General features: G+C 44.6%; 10 protein-coding genes. 6 read left to right on the forward strand and 4 right to left on the reverse strand.

Translation table 11 applies throughout. The annotated features are described in order from the left end of the window. The first annotated feature begins 200 nt into the window (after positions 1 to 200). The 4 genes from QT998_RS02705 (at position 201) to QT998_RS02720 (ending at position 11,809) form a co-directional block, all read left to right on the forward strand. A complete protein-coding gene (locus QT998_RS02705; RefSeq protein WP_333117590.1) occupies positions 201 to 2,519 on the forward strand; it encodes a tetratricopeptide repeat protein in 2,319 nt (772 codons plus the stop codon). 564 nt (positions 2,520 to 3,083) lie between these two features. After that, positions 3,084 to 4,376, forward strand: a complete 1,293-nt coding sequence (locus tag QT998_RS02710; protein ID WP_194069471.1) for a response regulator — start codon at positions 3,084 to 3,086, stop codon at positions 4,374 to 4,376. A 436-nt stretch (positions 4,377 to 4,812) separates the two neighbouring features. Further along, on the forward strand, positions 4,813 to 10,008 hold the full coding sequence (locus QT998_RS02715) for a PAS domain S-box protein (RefSeq protein ID WP_333117588.1): 5,196 nt from the start codon (positions 4,813 to 4,815) through the stop codon (positions 10,006 to 10,008). A gap of 427 nt (positions 10,009 to 10,435) precedes the next feature. Beyond that, positions 10,436 to 11,809, forward strand: a complete 1,374-nt coding sequence (locus QT998_RS02720; RefSeq protein ID WP_194069475.1) for a lipid-A-disaccharide synthase-related protein — start codon at positions 10,436 to 10,438, stop codon at positions 11,807 to 11,809. A 408-nt stretch (positions 11,810 to 12,217) separates the two neighbouring features. Here the strand turns inward: QT998_RS02720 and QT998_RS02725 are convergent, their stop codons facing one another. Beyond that, complete coding sequence (locus QT998_RS02725) at positions 12,218 to 12,967, reverse strand: 2-phosphosulfolactate phosphatase family protein (protein WP_194069476.1); 750 nt, start codon at positions 12,965 to 12,967, stop codon at positions 12,218 to 12,220. A gap of 66 nt (positions 12,968 to 13,033) precedes the next feature. Here QT998_RS02725 and QT998_RS02730 point away from each other — a divergent pair, with 66 nt between their 5' ends. Then, the gene (locus tag QT998_RS02730; RefSeq protein WP_333117586.1) at positions 13,034 to 13,927 is read left to right on the forward strand and encodes an EI24 domain-containing protein; all 894 of its coding nucleotides are present in this window, start codon (positions 13,034 to 13,036) and stop codon (positions 13,925 to 13,927) included. Between the two features lie 221 nt (positions 13,928 to 14,148). Next, the gene (locus QT998_RS02735; protein ID WP_333117584.1) at positions 14,149 to 15,066 is read left to right on the forward strand and encodes a serine/threonine protein kinase; all 918 of its coding nucleotides are present in this window, start codon (positions 14,149 to 14,151) and stop codon (positions 15,064 to 15,066) included. A gap of 67 nt (positions 15,067 to 15,133) precedes the next feature. On the opposite strand, the gene QT998_RS02740 is transcribed toward QT998_RS02735, so the two are convergent. The 3 genes from QT998_RS02740 to QT998_RS02750 all read right to left on the reverse strand — a co-directional run bounded on the left by QT998_RS02740 (position 15,134) and on the right by QT998_RS02750 (position 17,339). Then, entirely contained in the window at positions 15,134 to 15,760 is a 627-nt protein-coding gene (locus QT998_RS02740; RefSeq protein WP_333090458.1) for a J domain-containing protein, read from the reverse strand. Between the two features lie 130 nt (positions 15,761 to 15,890). Continuing rightward, positions 15,891 to 16,484 (reverse strand): ATP-dependent Clp protease proteolytic subunit, encoded by a 594-nt coding sequence (locus QT998_RS02745; protein WP_194069733.1) that lies wholly within the window; start codon positions 16,482 to 16,484, stop codon positions 15,891 to 15,893. Between the two features lie 195 nt (positions 16,485 to 16,679). After that, a complete protein-coding gene (locus QT998_RS02750) occupies positions 16,680 to 17,339 on the reverse strand; it encodes an ATP-dependent Clp protease proteolytic subunit (protein WP_333090456.1) in 660 nt (219 codons plus the stop codon). Positions 17,340 to 17,355 lie beyond the last annotated feature (16 nt).

Raw genomic sequence — 17,355 nt, forward strand, 5'->3', positions numbered from 1 at the left:
TTAACTGGTTGCTATTTTAGTGTAATCTAAATTGGTTTTTCTTCTACTTTTGTGCAAATTCACTTAAAGTTCGATCGCACAAATGCCCAGCAGGCGCTCCGGTATTTACAGTAAAGCAGATGTCTGTGTACAATCTGGAAATTAGACAGGTTTTGCTCTACAATCATACAGGTCATTATTACTCAACAGGAACGCGGTAAGTGAATTCAGAAACAGCAGCGCTTGATTTGCAACAACAGGCAGAAATATATTTAGCTTTTGGGAAGTTGGAGGAGGCGATCGCACTTTGCCACCAAATTCTCGCATCGCACCCCGATTCTGCCGAGACTTGCAAAACCCTAGGGAAGGCGCTGCAAGCTCAGGGCAATCTAGAAGACGCAAAGTATTGGTATAAAGTTGCGATCGCCCACAAACCCGATTTTGCCGAAGCTTTTGCTAACCTCGGCACGCTCAGCGCTAGTTTGCAACAGTGGCAAGAGGCGATCGCCTTTTACCAAAAAGCTATCTCCCTGCAACCCGACTGTGCAGGATTTTACCGCAATTTGAGCCGCATATTTACCCAACTCGGTCAACCAGAAAAAGCAGCAGACTGCTCCTATCAAGCACTCATGGTGGAACCGATAGAAACAGCCTCAGAATATCTAGATTTAGGTAATGTTTTATTAGAGCAAAATAAAATTCAACAAGCCATAATTTGTTATCGTCGCACCATTTATTTAAACCCTAGTTTTTGCGAAGCTTACTGCCAATTAGCCGAAGCAGCCACCGAGCTAAAACATTGGGATGAAGCTATTTTAAGCTACCGTCAAGCTATTAAAATTCAACCAGATATTTCGGAATTTCATTACAAACTCGGAAGAGTTTTTCAAGAGAAACAACTCTGGAACGAAGCCGAAAAAGCCTATCGCGAAAGTATTGAATTGAATCCGAATTCATTTTGGTGTTATTTTAATTTAGGCGCAGTTTTGCTAGAGCTAGAGCAATGGCAAGAAGCTTTAATTGTCTACCGCACTGCTGTTGAAATTAACCCTGATTTTTCTTGGTCTTACTACAGCATCGGCGAAGCTTGCGGCAAATTAGAAAAATGGTCGGAATCCGCCGCAGCCTACCAGCAGGCTGTTGACTTAGATCCGAATTGTTCTGGCTTTTTTCACAAGTTGGGAGAGGCGCTTTTTCAACTAGAAAAATGGTCGGAAGCTGCCACAGCCTACGAAAGCGCGATCGCCCTTAATTCCGATTTTTTTTGGTCTCATTATAACTTAGCTTTGACTTTAGTTAAACTCCAGGATTGGTTGGCGGCAACCTTCGCCTACCAGCGGGCGATCGAACTCAATCCAGATTTTTTTTGGACTTACCACAATTTAGGAGAAGCGCTGTTGAAAACCCAGCAGTGGAAAGCAGCCGCTACCGCTTATGAGCGTGCCATTGAACTCAACCCAAATTTTGCTTGGTCTTATTACAATCTAGGCGATGCTTTGACTGAAATGCACGACTGGAATAAGGCTGTTTCCGCTTACCTTTGCGCCTTACAAATCGAGCCTTCTCTCCCAAAAATTTACGCCAAGTTAGCCGCCGCTTTGAGCGAAAAAACTCCAGCAAATTTAGACTCCGCAACCAGCTACTATCACCACGAATTGCAACCGCTGCACTCTCCAGAATTTTACTGCGAAACCGCCCAAAAGTTTGTTGATGGCGATCGGCTTGACGCAGCGATTGTTTTGTACTTGATGGCATTAGAAATACGGCCGGAAGATGCAGCAATATCTGCAAAATTAGCGCAAATATTGGATCAAAAACATCAAAGTGGCGATCGCAGTTTATTATTAGAGTTGGAAATTGACGATATTCGCGATCGCTACATTGCCCGAGTCGTCAAAAATCAGACTTTTGCAGAAGTCGGCGGCTTGTGGGGAACCGTCAACGAAAAAGTATCTATAGCAAGCAAATACGGTGCAGTTTCTCTAACAATGATTGATGTCACCCCCGCATCACAAGAAATTTGGCAAGATTTTCGCGATCGTATGGCAAGTTTAAATATTGCTAATTATAATTGTATCAGTCAAGATATAACTCAGATTCAGCCCGCAGAAATTGGCGAACCTTACGGTGTAGTCCACTGTGCAGGAGTTTTGTACCATCACCCCCACCCTTTGCAAATTTTAATGAGCTTGCGTCAAATAACAGGGCAGTATTTAATCTTAACTTCAGCTATTACCCAAGAAGTTATAGAAAACGAGCGGGGGCGCTACGAAATTCCAGCTTCTGGGGTAATCTTCATTCCCGCTTTGAGCGAAGCAGAACGCTCTATATTAGCAGCTTACTGGCAGCAATACACCTACGGCACACCAATTCTTGGAGTAATTGAGAAAGCAGTTTTTGACATCAACGACTTTGGACCGTGGTGGTGGTTGCCTACAGCTTCTGCTTTAGAATCTATGTGCAAAGTAGCTGGATTTAAGGTTTTAAATAAAGGATTGACTTGGTACAATAACGCTTTGACTCTGCTGCTGGAGATTTGAAGATGGGTAAACGAAGACTCACAGCAATTGCACAAAGCAAACGGCTAAAAAACTGGTTTATGAGCGAATTATTCGTTTGATTTGTCCAATATTTCTACCAAAAAATCGTTTGTTTTGTCTGAGCAAAAAATCAAGTGTATCTACCCCAAGATGGTGAGGAATTTCTTACTGAAAATATTCCTAAAAACTCAATTCTTCCTGCTTTCCTGTTCTTTTTATTTTTTGCTTCTTCCTTCTTCCTTCTTCCTTCCTTCCTTCTTCCTTCTTCCTGATGACTAATGCCTGATGACTAATGCCTGATCGCTCACCACAACAAAAACGGATCGCGCGTGCGATCCAATCTTATTGTTTTCAATCCATCGGACACGATATCACCAATAACCAATAACCAATAACCAATAACTAATGACCAATAACCAATAACCAATAACTAATGACCAATAACTAATGACCAATAACCAATAACCAATAACCAATAACTAATGACCAATAACCAATAACTAATGACCAATAACCAATGACCAATAACCAATAACTAATAACTTTATACTGAGGAAATAATCAATGAATAATAACCCACAAGAGATACAATTAGGAAACATTTTAGTAGTAGACGATACGCCAGAAAACCTGCGCCTGTTGTCTACGATGTTGACTCATCGGGGGTACGCGCCCCGCTGCGTGATTAACGGGCAAATGGCTCTCAGAGCCTGCAATTCCAATCCTCCAGATTTGATTTTGCTCGACATCATGATGCCGGAAATGAACGGCTACGAAGTCTGTCAGCACCTGAAATCCGAAGAAAAAACTCGGGAAATTCCCGTAATTTTTATCAGTGCTAAAGATGAAGTATTCGACAAAGTAAACGCTTTTGCTGTGGGAGCAGTTGACTACATCAGCAAGCCGTTTCAGTTTGAAGAAGTGCTCGCACGCATCGAAAGTCATCTCACCTTGCGGAATTTACAAAAACAGCTAATACAACAAAATGTGCTGCTTCAAGAAGAAATCAGCAGCCGCTTGGAAGTCGAAAAAAATATTTACGAAAAAAATCAAATTTTACAAGAAGAAATCAGCCACCGCCTCGCCGTTGAAAAAGCTCTACAAGAGCAAAATTTGTTGCTTCAAAAAGAGATTGCAAACCGCCAGCGCGCCGAATCTGCTCTATTAAAATCTAACCAAGAATTGGCGCGCTCAAATGCGGAACTCGAACAATTTGCTTATGTGGCTTCTCACGACTTGCAAGCGCCTTTAGGAACCATTGCTAGCTACGCTCAACTTTTAGAAAAGCGCTACAAAGACCAACTCGATGACCAAGCTAGTAAGTTTATCGGCAATATTGTTCAGGGCTGCACGAGAATGCAAACTTTAATTGACGATTTGCTGGAATATTCGCGAGTTGGCCGGAGTCAGAAACCTTTTGAACTGACAGATTGCGATCGCGCACTCCAGCAAGCAATCGCCAACCTGCAAGGGGCGATTCGCGACACTCAAGCAGTTGTTAGTTACAGCGAATTACCAACGGTAATGGGGGATTTTTCTCAGCTCGTGCAGCTTTTTCAAAATTTAGTTAGCAATGCGATTAAATATCGCCACGATGCACCGCCTGTGGTTCATATTACTGCTAGTCAACAAGATGAAAACTGGTTATTTTCTGTCTCGGACAATGGAATTGGGATTGCTGTGAAGCATCAAGAACGCATCTTTCAAATTTTCCAGCGCTTGCACACTCAAAGAGAATATTCTGGTACAGGTATTGGTTTAGCAATTTGTCAAAAGATTGTGCAGCGTCACGGCGGATGTATTTGGGTGGAGTCTGAACCTAGTCAAGGTTCAAATTTTCATTTTACTATTGCTTAATCGAGACATGATGCAGGTATTTATGTGAAACTTAGAAGGCAAGCTAAACTTAATTGAATCCGCTATTTTAAGGCAGAAACTAGAAGGTATAAGTTAAATTTTAGGTTGAAATCAAAAATGTTTTGCGTTGACAGCGGAGTAATTTTGTGATATGATTATAAGTCTTCAAGACGTTTTTTGTAGCGATCGCTTACAGCACAATCTCACACCGCCCAAAAACAGATACAAGCGCCCGACTTAAGTTGTGGAACGCCCCAACATTGAGATTCAAGTTCAAGTTCGCGGATTCATCTGCTGCAAGTAAATCTAAAATCTTCAATGCTCCAATCGCAAATCGACTGACTGCTAATGTATCTGTAGGTGGAATTCAATAACTGCCCTGGCAATAAAAGATCAAATCCAAGTTAGCTTGACAAATTTTTGATTAATAAATATTATGAAAGCAGTTTTTAACTTAGCTGTGCCTCCTACCTCCTTTAAAGTTTTGTTGGTAGAAGACAACTCTCAGGAAGCTGAGCTTATTGAAGATTTGCTGTCAGGAATGAGCGACCGGCAGCAGATATTGCTGACGAAAGTAGAGCGTCTCAGCGAAGCGCTGCAGCGATTGAGTCAAGAAACTTTTGACATAATTTTATTAGACCTTTCACTGCCTGACAGTCTGGGAATCGAGACGGTGGCTCGGGTGCAAGAGTACGGGGTAAATGTGCCGATCGTAGTTTTGACGGCCCAAAACGACGAAGAGCTTGCCCTGCGGTTAATTTCGGCGGGCGTACAGGATTATTTAGTCAAAAGAAAAATCGATGGCGAACTGTTAATTCGATCGCTCCGTTACGCCATAGAACGGCAGAACAGTCAAGATGCTTTACGAAAAAGCGAAGAAAAATATCGCTCGGTGGTGGAAAATTCTTTGATCGGAATTGCTATTATCGCTCCAATTCTTGACCCCGCAATGGGTGAAAATTGCAATTGGATAGAAGTTAACGATGCGCTGTGCAATTTGCTGGGCTACGAGCGCGAAGAACTTTTGCAAAAAAACTGGATCGAGTTGGCTCATCCAGATGATTTAAGCACTAACATAGAACAATTATCTCAGATTTTAGCAGGTACGAGCGACGGTTACATCTGTGATAAAAGATGGTTCAAAAAAGACGGCGACCTAGTTCACACGCGAATTTCGCTGCGCTGCATCCGCGGCCGAGATGGCTCGATCGACCGGATGATTAAAGTAGTGTTGGACGTGAGCGATCGCTACCGCTATGAAGCCAAATTGAAAGCGTCAGAAGAATTTTTAAACCATACCATAAATGCTACGCCAGACCCAATTTTTGTCAAAGACCAGCAGCACCGCTGGATTATATTAAATGATGCTTTTTGTCAGTTGCTCGGCAAATCGCGACAAGAACTGATCGGGAAATCAGACTATGATTTTTTTCCCAAATCAGAAGCGGATGTTTTTTGGCTCAAAGATGAAGAAGTATTGACTGGGGAAATTTGTTTAGAAAATGAAGAAAATCTCACAGACACCGCAGGCCAAGAACGGATTATTTCTACCAAAAAAAGCGTTTTTAAAAAAGCAGACGGCAGTAAAGTAATAGTTGGTACAATTAGAGATTTTACCGAATACAGAAGGCAGCAAATAGCATTGGAGCAAAGCGAATTTAGATTTCAAAAACTGGTGGCCAACCTGCCGGGAGTAATTTATCAATTCCGAAGGTCAGTAACTGGAGAAATGTCTTTCCCCTACGTCTCTTCAGGTAGTCGCGAACTGTACGAATTAGAGGCAGAAGTAATAGAGCAAAATGCAGAAATAATTTTCTCCGGTTTTCATCCACAGGATCGCTTGGATTTAGAAACATCTATAGCAGTTTCAGCCGCTACGCTGGAACCTTGGCAGCAGCAGTGGCGACAGATTATGCCATCAGGAAAAGTTAAGTGGCTGCAAGGAGCCGCGAGACCGGAAAGGCTCAATAATGAGAGCAAATCTAGGAGCGAAGGCGATATTCTCTGGGACGGTTTAGTGATCGATATTACTGAGTTAAAGCAGGCACAAGCAGAGCGCGATCGCTTTTTTACGATTTCCTTAGACTTGCTTTGCATTATCGGTTTCGACGGCTATTTTAAACGTTTAAACCCTGCTTGGTCAACGGCACTGGGCTACAGCAATGCTGAACTTTTTGCCAAGCCGATGCTAGAATTTGTTCATCCCGACGATCGAAAAGCCACCGCAGCCGAAGGAGCCAAACTAATCGCCGGTACGCCCAGTATCTGCTTTGAAAACCGCTATATCTGCAAAGACGGTGCTTACAAATACCTGCTGTGGACGGCATCGCCATTTAGCGAAGAAGGTTTAATCTACTCAGTCGGTCACGACATTACTTCTCGCAAACAAGCTGAGTCGGAACTTCAGCGGCAAGCAGTAGCTATGGGCGCTGCTTATGACGGTATTGCTATTTTTAACCATCGCAAAGAATGTATTTATTCAAACGACGCTTATGTGAAAATGTACGGCTTGACTAGCGCTAGCGAACTGCACGGAAAGACCTGGCAACTGCTCTACAGCCCCGCAGAAATTCAATATCTTGAACGTGAAGTAATGCCGAGTTTCATCGAAAAAGGGTACTGCAATATAGAAGCGACTGGTCAGCGCCACGATGGTACTAAGTTTCCTCAAGAATTGTCGCTGACAATGCTTGGAGGCGGCGAAATAATTTCGATTGTTCGCGATATTACTAATAGAAAACAGGTAGAATCTGCACTGCGATCGAGCCAGCGCCGCTATCAAACTTTGGCAGAAGCATCGCCAGTTTGCATATTTCACAGCGATGCGTTTGGCAATTGCCTTTATGTGAATCAGCGGTGGAGCAAAATCACGGGATTAAACGCAGAATTGGCAGCAGAAACTGGCTGGATGAATGCCATTCATCCCGATGATGCGGAACGGGTGAAAAATGAATGGTATCGAGCAATTATTGACAAAATTCCTTTTAAATCAGAATACCGCTTTCAGCATCCAGACGGTCGTGTAGTTTGGGCGATCGGTCAGGCGATCGCAGAAATCGGAGAACAGCAGGACATTAAAGGCTATATCGGCACTATTACAGATATTACCGATCGCAAACAAGCCGAATTAAACCTGCTGCGGGTGACTCAAGCCGTAGAAAGCACCAGCGACGCGATCTGCATTGCTGACTTGAGAGGGCGATCGATCTATCACAATCAAGCCTTTGTTCGGCGGTACGGCTACACAGCAGAAGAATTGAACGCAGCAGGCGGAGCAACAGCAATATACTCCCAAAATCAAGTGTTGCTAGAGATGTTTAAAACGATCCGTAAAGGCAAATCTTGGCAAGGCGAAGTCAAAATCAAAACTAAAAGCAACGAACCACTGACAACTTTATTTCGCGCCGACTGTATTAAAGATGAAACTGGCAATTTAATCGGGTTAGTGGGAGTAATTACCGACATCACTGAACGCAAAAAAGCCGAGATGGCGCTGCTGCAACAATTAAGGCGAGAAAGGCTGGTAGTTGCCATGCTCGATCGCATTCGCTCCTCCCTCAATTTAGAAGAAATTCTCACCGCTGCTGTCGAACAAGTGCGACAATTTTTGCAAACAGACCGCACAGTTATTTACCGTTTTAATCCCGACTGGAGCGGTTGTGTCGTTGTGGAGTCCGTGGCAAACAATAGAATTTCCCTGCAAAATTTTAACAATATTGACGGCTGTTTTAAAGAGAGATTTGTTGAGGTTTATCAGCAAGGCTATATTAGATCGATGGAAGATATTTACCGAGAAAATTTGACAGAATGCCATATGAAATTTCTCGAAGGATTTGAAGTAAAAGCTAACTTAATAGTACCGATTTTACAAGCACGAGAAAGCATTTCCCATAGCCAACCCACCGCTGAAAATAAGCTTTGGGGACTGCTGATCGCCCAGGATTGCAGCGGCCCCCGTTCCTGGGATTCCTCAGAAATAGAAGCGCTGCGACAACTGTGCGTGCAATTGGCAATCGCGATCCAGCAATCGACACTATTTCAACAAGCACAAACCGAAATTGCCGATCGCAAACAAGCAGAAGCCGCCCTCCAACAAGCAGCATTAGCCGCAGAAACCGCCAACCGCGCCAAAAGCGAATTTCTCGCTAACATGAGCCACGAACTCCGCACGCCTTTAAACGGAGTTTTAGGTTACGCTCAAATCCTCAAAACCGACAAAGACTTAAGCTCAGATCACCAAGAAAGTCTCACCAACATTCAACAGTGCGGCGAACACTTGCTGATGTTAATCGACGATGTTTTAGACCTTTCCAAAATAGAAGCTAGAAAAATGAAACTCTACCCAGAAGAGTTAAATTTTCTAAATTTTACCAAAAATATTGCCGATCTGTTTCAGATGCGAGCATCTCAAAAAGCAATTTTATTCAATTACGAACAAGTATCTCCCCTGCCTAGCTGCGTCAGTATCGACAGAAAAAGATTGCGTCAAATTTTGATCAACTTACTCAGCAATGCCGTAAAATTTACTAACAGCGGCGGAGTAACTTTAAAAGTCGGCTATGTCGGCACAGAAGCTTGGAATAGAGGCAGAGAAGAAAATTACGATTTCTCGATTTTGAGTTCGGAACTGAAAGAAAATTATCTGCGTTTCGCCCATAATGCAATTGCAGCCCAACACGCTTTAAAAATTCGCTTTCAAATAGAGGATACCGGGACTGGAATAGAGCAAGATAAATTAGAAGAAATATTTTTGCCATTCCACCAAGTAGGAGGAAATACCTTTGTTGAAGGCACGGGTTTAGGGCTCTCAATCAGCCAGAAATTAGCGAAACTGATGGGCAGCGAAATTCGCGTCAACAGCATTTTGGGAAAAGGCAGCACTTTCTGGCTGGATGTAGAATTGCCTGCAGCCAAACGGTACTTAGAAGTGTCTCCTTTGCGTGACAAACACTGGCTTGTCGGTTTTGTCGGTAACAAACGGAAAGTGCTAATTCTGGAAGAAAATCAACTAAATCGCGATTTGTTGTGCAGGCTGCTGGGGCGTTTGGGGTTTGAAATTGCAGAGGCCGGGAACGCTCAAGAATGCCTCTACAAAGCAGTTGAATTTCACCCGGATCTGATTTTAATGGACTTGCGGATGCCTGTAATGGATGGCTTAGAAACTGCAAGCAGACTGCGGCAGTTGCCGGAATTAAAAGATGTGATATTAATCGCTATGTCAGCTAGCGTTTTCGAGTCTGTGCAGCAAGAGCTCATCCTCTCCCGGTGCGATGATTTTCTTCCCAAGCCGATCGAAGCAAATCACTTTTTGGAACAGTTGCGCGTTCATTTGGGACTAGAATGGATTTACGAAGCATCTTCGGGAAACAAAAAGCGCAAAACTTCCAGTTTGTCACCAGTATCTAATTTTCCTGTTTATTCTGCTCTGTTATCTGCTGCTTCTGAGTCGGTAGCAAAACTTTTGAAACTCGCAGCTATGGGCGACATTGAAGATTTTTTTCAGGAAACGGCTAATCTGGAAATTCTGGAACCAAGATTAGTGCCGTTTGTCACGAACTTACGCCAACTTGCTAAGGGATTTCAGCTCAAACAAATTCGGAGGATTTTAAAGCAGTATATCGAGGGGCAGTAGCTCGTCGGTTTTTCGGGTTTGGGGATTTAAATCGTTACCAAGCAAATGATGTCCGCGCCAAATTAAATCAATTCTGGTTGCACTCATACATGATGTTAACAGTTAACTGTTAACTGTTAACTGTTAATTTACTATTTCGATGAAGAGAGGATTTGATGTCAAATCAACAATCAAGATATTTAAGCATGGTTTGGTATCTAATAGTATCGGCTCAATTACCTGACATAAAATGTGTTTGTAGTGAGAAAGAAAGTCCTCAACATAAATTTTGAGTCGCGCCGATCTGGGTCACTTTTACGGTATTTTATGCTATTTAAAATAAGAGTTTTCTGGTAAAATAACCTGTAAAGTAGCCTTTCATCGCTAGACTGAAGTCGCAGGGGTTTTAGGCTATTTGTTGACAGTAGAGTTTTTGAGAGAGTTGGGATTGAAATTACTTTGCCTCAGTAACGGCCACGGAGAAGACGCGATCGCCCTTCGCATCTTGCGGGAACTGCAACAGCACCCGCACCCCCCAGAATTAGCCGTGTTTCCGCTAGTGGGCGAAGGGCAAGCTTTCGCTCAACTAGAAAACGCCCGCATCATCGGCCCGGTGCAGCGGATGCCTTCGGGCGGATTTATCTACATGGATGGAAGGGAATTTTTGCGGGATGTCAAAGGCGGCCTGCTGCAGTTGACCGTAGCTCAGTTTAAAGCGATCCGCGCTTGGGTGCGATCGCAAACACAGTCTGGCAATCAAGACGCGGTGATCTTAGCCTGCGGCGATATCGTACCGCTGCTGTTTGCTTGGCTCGCTGGCGCGCCCTATGCTTTTGTCGGTACCGCCAAGTCCGACTATTATTTGCGGGACGAGAACGGGCCTCTGGCTCGCAAATCCGGCTTGTTTGCTTGGATTTCGTCGCCGCGATCGGTTTATTTCCTTTGGGAGCGCTGGTTGATGACGAGAAACCGCTGTCGCGCCGTTTTTGTCCGGGATGCGCTAACCGCCGAGACTTTAGAAAAGCTGGGAATTTCCGCCTACAATCTTGGCAATCCCATGATGGACGGACTCGAACCGGAAAACCCAGCCAGTTTTTACGGCCCTGATGCAGAGTTTCGGGAAAAGGAGCGATCGCTCGTCATCACCTTACTCCCCGGCTCTAGAGCGCCGGAAGCCTATGCTAATTGGCAGCTAATAGTAGAGGCTGCAGGCGGAATTTTGTCCTTGTTTGCCGATCGTAAACTGTTATTTTTCGGAGCCATTTCTCCCGAGTTAAACTTAGAAGCTTTGCGACCTATATTAGAATTTTTCGGCTGGCGACAAGACGGCGAAATAAAAACGCAGCGGCGAGAAGGAAGTATTTTGCGGCCTCCCGTTTCTAGCCCTCAAGAAATTCGGCAAGAATTTCCTAATTTGCTATTGCCCTTGACCTTTGTGCAGAGAAACGCCACGATGATTTTAACTCAGCAAAGTTTTAACGATTGTTTGTATGAAGCCGATGTAGCAATAGCAATGGCTGGAACCGCTACAGAACAATTTGTCGGTTTAGGAAAACCCGCGATCGCCATTCCCGGAAACGGCCCGCAATTTACCCCCGCCTTTGCAGAAGCCCAAAGTCGCCTGTTAGGCCCGTCATTAATTTTAGTCAAACATCCCGCCGAAGTTGCCGGCGCAGTACAGTCTTTGTTCCGCGATCCCGACAGATTGCAGTTAATCGCTGAAAATGGCTTGCGCCGCATGGGAGAACCCGGTGCCGCCGCCAGAATTGCCGAGTGTTTAATTCAGCGGTTCGGTAATTCTAAATTGCCTCCAATACATTAGGGCATAGGCCAAACCGGGCATAGGGCATACTTTACCACGCTTGAAAACCGCTATATGTTGCTACGGAATATCTTTAATTCAACTTTCTATAAAAACAATCTTGTTCGCTAACTACTAATACTAAATCCACGTATCCGAGCCATTTTTGTCATTGTTCGCGAACAATAACAAAAATGGGATGACAAACCCGGATTTAGTATAATTTCCGTTGTTCGATCGTTGGGAATGCAAGTCCCGGTTTGTATTACGGACTTTAGTCCGCAATATGAAAGCGGACTGAAGTCCGCACTACAAACCTATTTTATCGTCGTTTTTCAAGTAAGGTTCTATAAGGGCACACCCTACTAATACTGCACTCAAAAAAAATTAATTCCTAGTTTTTTCCCAAGATGGAAACCTGAAATTAGCCTAAGAAATTTTAAAATCAGACTTCACCAAAACACCCGGTTCTCGCTGCATGGGAAGCACATCTAAAGTATCCAATTGCGCGCAATATTTTAAATCTTCAATCACGCCCATACGCAACAGGCGCTGGCCGTGACTGGCTTTTTCCAACAATTCGTGCAGCCGATCTTGCCACTGCCAATAAAGAGCGATCGCCGCAAATACTTCATCGTTACCAGCAAAATCGATCGCCGGAATACCGCTTTCTGATAGCAGGCTTTGGGCGATCGCCCCAGCACAAACCGTATCCTCCAACGAATAACTCCCTTCCCAACCAGAACCCACAATCCAAATACTTTCCGGCTTTTTGCTTAACAAAAACTGCACTACAGATTTGCGGTTAATCAAAGCCGCCGTCAGCACAGTTGCAGCAGCTTGCACTCGTTGCAAAGCCCGAGTACCGTTAGTTGTACTGATAAAAATGCGCTTCCCACTCACCTTTTCTCGCGCGCAGTCCAGCGGAGAATTCCCCATGTCAAAACCGTCAACTTTGCCTCCGCCACGCTCTCCAGCCCGAATCCGCTTGTCTGCAGGCCATTTTTCGCTCTCTGCCATCAGCTTATCTAAGTCGCTGAAAACTTGGACAGCTTCCGCCCCATTATTCAGGGCCGTCGCCATTGTCGTAGTCGCCCGCAGCACATCAACTGCGATCGCGCAAGCCGGCATTTTGTCCGCTGGCGTAAGTTCCGGGGTATGGTAAATAAAAAGCTTCACTTTTGGGCAACCTGCAATAAATCCTCATAGGCAATAATAATAGAAAATGACGCTCTCACCCCTAATATGTCAAAACAGCTCAATTCAAATCCCGCCCGCAGCGCCATTACTGCACCAATTCGACTCCTGGCAGGTTTCACCTATCCTTTTCGAGCTTTCACGCTGATTTGGCAAACTCCCAAGCTGTGGAGTTATGTATTAGTTCCCGTCTTACTAAATTTTCTAATTGGTACCGGACTTTATTTAAGCTTGCTATTTCCCAGTTTGGCAGGCATAGACGTTTTAGTAGCCGATTTATCCCTCCGATTTAATGATTTAATTGCGAATTTGCCAGCTTGGCTGAGCTTTTTGGGCGGGTTGACAGTTGCTTTCGGCTGGCTGCTGCGCGTACTCCTAGTGTCAGGACTTTTGCTAATCATCGGATTTTTGTTAGTGCAGTTTGGCGTGATTTTAGGTTCGCCCTGGTACGGCAAACTTTCCGAACAATTGGAACTGTTGCGGAACGGTCAATTGCCCGCAGAAGCCCCAATGAATTTGGCTAGTGTTTTTGGGGATATTCAAAGGGCGATCGCCTTTGAACTGCGAAAAATACAAATTTTGTTGAGCGTCGGCATACCCCTACTGTTGCTAAATTTTATCCCTGGCTTCGGCTCTATTCTTAGCACTTTGGGCGGCGTAGCTTTGGGCGCGACTATTGTCTGTTTAGATTTTTTAGATGCACCTTTGGAGAGAAGGCGCAGGCCTTTTCAGGAGAAGTTAGAAATAATTTGGGCAAGTTTGCCGGCTAGTGGCAGTTTTGGTTTAGTGTGTTTGGGTTTGGTGAGCATTCCGCTGTTGAATCTGTTGGCAATTCCGCTGTGCATGACGGCGGGAACTTTGTTTTTTTGCGATCGCATTTGGCCGGCCCGCTTTGCCTCAGAAGAAACAAGCACCGCTCCAGAAACTAACATTACAACTTAAAAAACTACGGAGATGCTTCTACCTTCTCCCCAACCAAACGCTGGGGAGTAGCTCAATCGGTATAGCGCGGTGCGATTAATCTTAAATCTTGGACTTAAATGTGGTATTCTCTGCAAATGGGCGGCAAATAAAAACTCAGTAGTAAGGTCAAAACTACTGGGTTTTATGCTCATAATTGAATCAATTCGTTAAATCCGTCAGTCCTGGACGTATCAAGACAGATGATTTACTGCATCAACCCTCAATGCGAACAACGCGAAAACTCTGCTGCTGCTCAAAACTGTCAAGCTTGCGGCACGGCTTTATTAATTGCCGATCGCTATCGTATCCTTAAACCAGTGCGATCGCCCAATCCCGCCCGCCCCACAGACATCTTAGAAGTCGAAGATTTGGGAACCGGCGAAAACGAATGGGGCACAGTCAAAATTTTTAAAGTGTTCAAACACAGCCACAATCCCCATTTACTTCGCTTCTTCCAGCAAGAAGCGCGAGTGTTAATTTGGCTGGGGGGAAAAGCCGGAGTTCCCCAAGTTGAACCAGACGGTTATTTCCAAATTAAACTCGGCAACAATTCCCAGAAATTGTGTTGTTTGGCGATGGAAAAAATCGGCGGAGTAAACTTGACAGAATTCTTAACTAAAAACCAACAGGTTTCTCAAACACTCGCCGTTAATTGGCTGCAACAATTGCTCGCTATTTTGCAAAAAATCCACAAATATCATCTCGTACATCGGGATATTAAGCCATCCAACTTGATGCTAGAACCCGATGGGAAATTGAGATTAATTGACTTCGGCTGCGCCACCGAAGCAGGCACAGATACCGCACCCATCGGTTCTGCTGGGTACTCCGCGCCCGAACAAATTGCCGGAAAACCAGAAGTGCGATCGGACTTTTTTGCCCTAGGGCGTACTTTTGTACATTTATTAACAGGCTTAAAGCCGATCGACTTTCCCGTCAATCAAAAAACTGGTAAAATCAACTGGAAAAACCAGGCCGTAGATGTTGACCAGTCCTTTGTAGACTCGATCGACGAATTGATGGAACCGCTACCCGAAAACCGGCCAGAAAATACCCAAGTTATTTTAGAAAAACTCAAAAATATAGAGTTTTTGATGACCTCCACAGAACCAAAGTAATAATTCCCGATTCCCGATTCCCGATTCCCGATTCCCGATTCCCGATTCCCGGTTCCCGATTCCCCAATCAATAAATCTGTTCCAACTTGCGAAAATCTCGCTCAACTTCCGCCCACAAAGCCCGATTGTGAGGGTCAGTTTTTACAGCTTTTTTCAAATAAATTCTCGCCTTATCAACCTGCTTTTCCTCGATCAAATGCCGCCCCCAGCGCTGATAGGCGATCGCCTGCCACTGTCGCACTTCCCGATCTTCAGGAACCCGCTGCGCCAAACCCTCAATCAGGGCGATCGCCCGGGGGAACCTCTGATATTTCAGCAACTGCTGCAACTGAAAATAAGCATCTTGCTTTAACTTTTCTTCCGCCGCCGACAAATCCGGGCTATCTGGAGTCGGTTGCTGTTTCCGAGTCACCTTAACTGTCTGCGATCGATCTTTCACCGCTGCAGCGGGCGGTGTCGAAGTAGGCGCTACTGTTGAACTAGCAGTTGTTGACTCCGCAACATCGGCGGGGGCTATATTTACCAGGAACTTATAAGCCTCAGTAATAGCAATAAACTTATTCTTAGCCTGTTCGTTTCCCGGATTCACATCCGGGTGATACTGTCTGGCTAACTTTCGATAAGAACTCTTAACTTGCGATAAACTCGCACCAGATCTGAGTCCTAACTGTCGGTAATAATCTGCAATATCCATTTAGCATGAATCAAGTTTTATAATACCATTAAATATGGCAGAATCCTTAAATGTAAAGATTCTGCCATATTTTACTGCCAACTAGGTCGTAATGCGAGGTTTCCCCGCACTACTGAATCGAAAAAACAACTTACGGACGATCTTCGACTACTCTGTCAATCAAGCCGTATTCCTTGGCTTCCTCAGCGGACATGAAATAGTCGCGATCCATGTCTTTCTCGATTTTCTCGATCGGCTGTCCGGTATTTTTAGCATAAATACCGTTGAGTTGGTGGCGCAAGCGCAAAATCTCCTTCGCCTCAATCTGAATGTCCGTTGCTTGTCCCCGCGTGCCCCCAGAAGGTTGGTGAATCATAATCCGCGAGTGAGGCAAAGCCAACCGTTTCCCCTTCGTACCCGCAGCCAGCAGGAAAGAACCCATCGAAGCAGCCAAGCCCACACAAATCGTCACCACGTCCGATTTAATGTGCTGCATGGTATCAAAAATAGCCATGCCTGCCGACACCATCCCGCCGGGGGAATTGATGTACAAAATGATATCCTTACCCGAATCTTCCGAATCCAGATACAGCATCACGGCGATGATTTGATTGGCAATTTCATCGTCAATATCTTTACCTAAGAAAATAATCCGTTCCCGGTAAAGACGATCGTAGATATTAATCCACTGAGTATCATAACCACCAGGCATTTTGTAGGGGACTTTTGGCACACCTATAGGCATAATTCGGAACTCCTTTTAGTTGGTAATTGGTAATCGGGGATTTGGAATGGATTATTTGTTATTAGTTACTTGTTCTTAGTTACTTGTTATTAGTTACTTGTTATTAGTTACTTTCGAGTTTTTGGTGATAACAACCAATAACCAATAACCAATAACCAATAACCAATAACTAATAACCAATAACTAATAACCAAATTAGATGACTCCAGCCGGCAGTGGTTTAGCCAATTCTTCCGAACTTTCTAGAACGCGATCGATCAAACCGTATTCTTTAGCTTCCTGGGGCGTCATGTACAGCAACCTATCCATATCTTTAGTAATCTTTTCGATCGGTTGGCCAGTACAGCTTGCAAAAATATCGAGCATCGTGGCCTTATTTGCCAGCACTTCCTTCGCCCGAATTTGAATGTCGCTGGCTTGACCCCGCGTGTAAGCCTTGGGTTGGTGCAACACGATCGAAGCGTGCGGCAAACTAGCCCGAAAGCCCTTTGTACCGGCCGCTAGCAGCATCGCAGCCATGCCCATTGCCGAACCGAGGCAAATAGTGTGCACGGGTGGCTTAATGTACCTGATCGTGTCGCAGATAGCGAAGGCTTCGGTTTCAAAGCCGACGGGTTCCCCGCTGTAACCAGAAGTGCCTGTTGAGTTGATATAGATTTTGATCGGCTTATCCGGGTCTTCGTACTGCAAGAACAACAGTTCAGCAATAATCAGTTCTGTTACCGCAGGCACCAGAGGCATACCGAGATAAACGATCCGCTCCTTCAGCAACAGGGATGGCAAATCGGGTGGTGGCGTCCGAGAGTTGCCTTCCCCGTAGTATTGCGATTGCACAGCTTTAATTGGTGTGTTCATAAACCGAAATGTTGCC

Source organism: Microcoleus sp. S1D4 (genome assembly GCF_036700765.1).
Classification (GTDB): domain Bacteria; phylum Cyanobacteriota; class Cyanobacteriia; order Cyanobacteriales; family Microcoleaceae; genus Microcoleus.

Excerpts from the sequence above, each read along its gene's own strand:
- QT998_RS02735 (WP_333117584.1), top strand. The coding sequence starts at position 14,149 with ATGATTTACTGCATCAACCCTCAATGCGAACAACGCGAAAACTCTGCT.
- QT998_RS02745 (WP_194069733.1), bottom strand. The coding sequence starts at position 16,484 with ATGCCTATAGGTGTGCCAAAAGTCCCCTACAAAATGCCTGGTGGTTAT.
- QT998_RS02750 (WP_333090456.1), bottom strand. The coding sequence starts at position 17,339 with ATGAACACACCAATTAAAGCTGTGCAATCGCAATACTACGGGGAAGGC.
- QT998_RS02740 (WP_333090458.1), bottom strand. The coding sequence starts at position 15,760 with ATGGATATTGCAGATTATTACCGACAGTTAGGACTCAGATCTGGTGCG.
- QT998_RS02710 (WP_194069471.1), top strand. The coding sequence starts at position 3,084 with ATGAATAATAACCCACAAGAGATACAATTAGGAAACATTTTAGTAGTA.
- QT998_RS02715 (WP_333117588.1), top strand. The coding sequence starts at position 4,813 with ATGAAAGCAGTTTTTAACTTAGCTGTGCCTCCTACCTCCTTTAAAGTT.
- QT998_RS02730 (WP_333117586.1), top strand. The coding sequence starts at position 13,034 with ATGTCAAAACAGCTCAATTCAAATCCCGCCCGCAGCGCCATTACTGCA.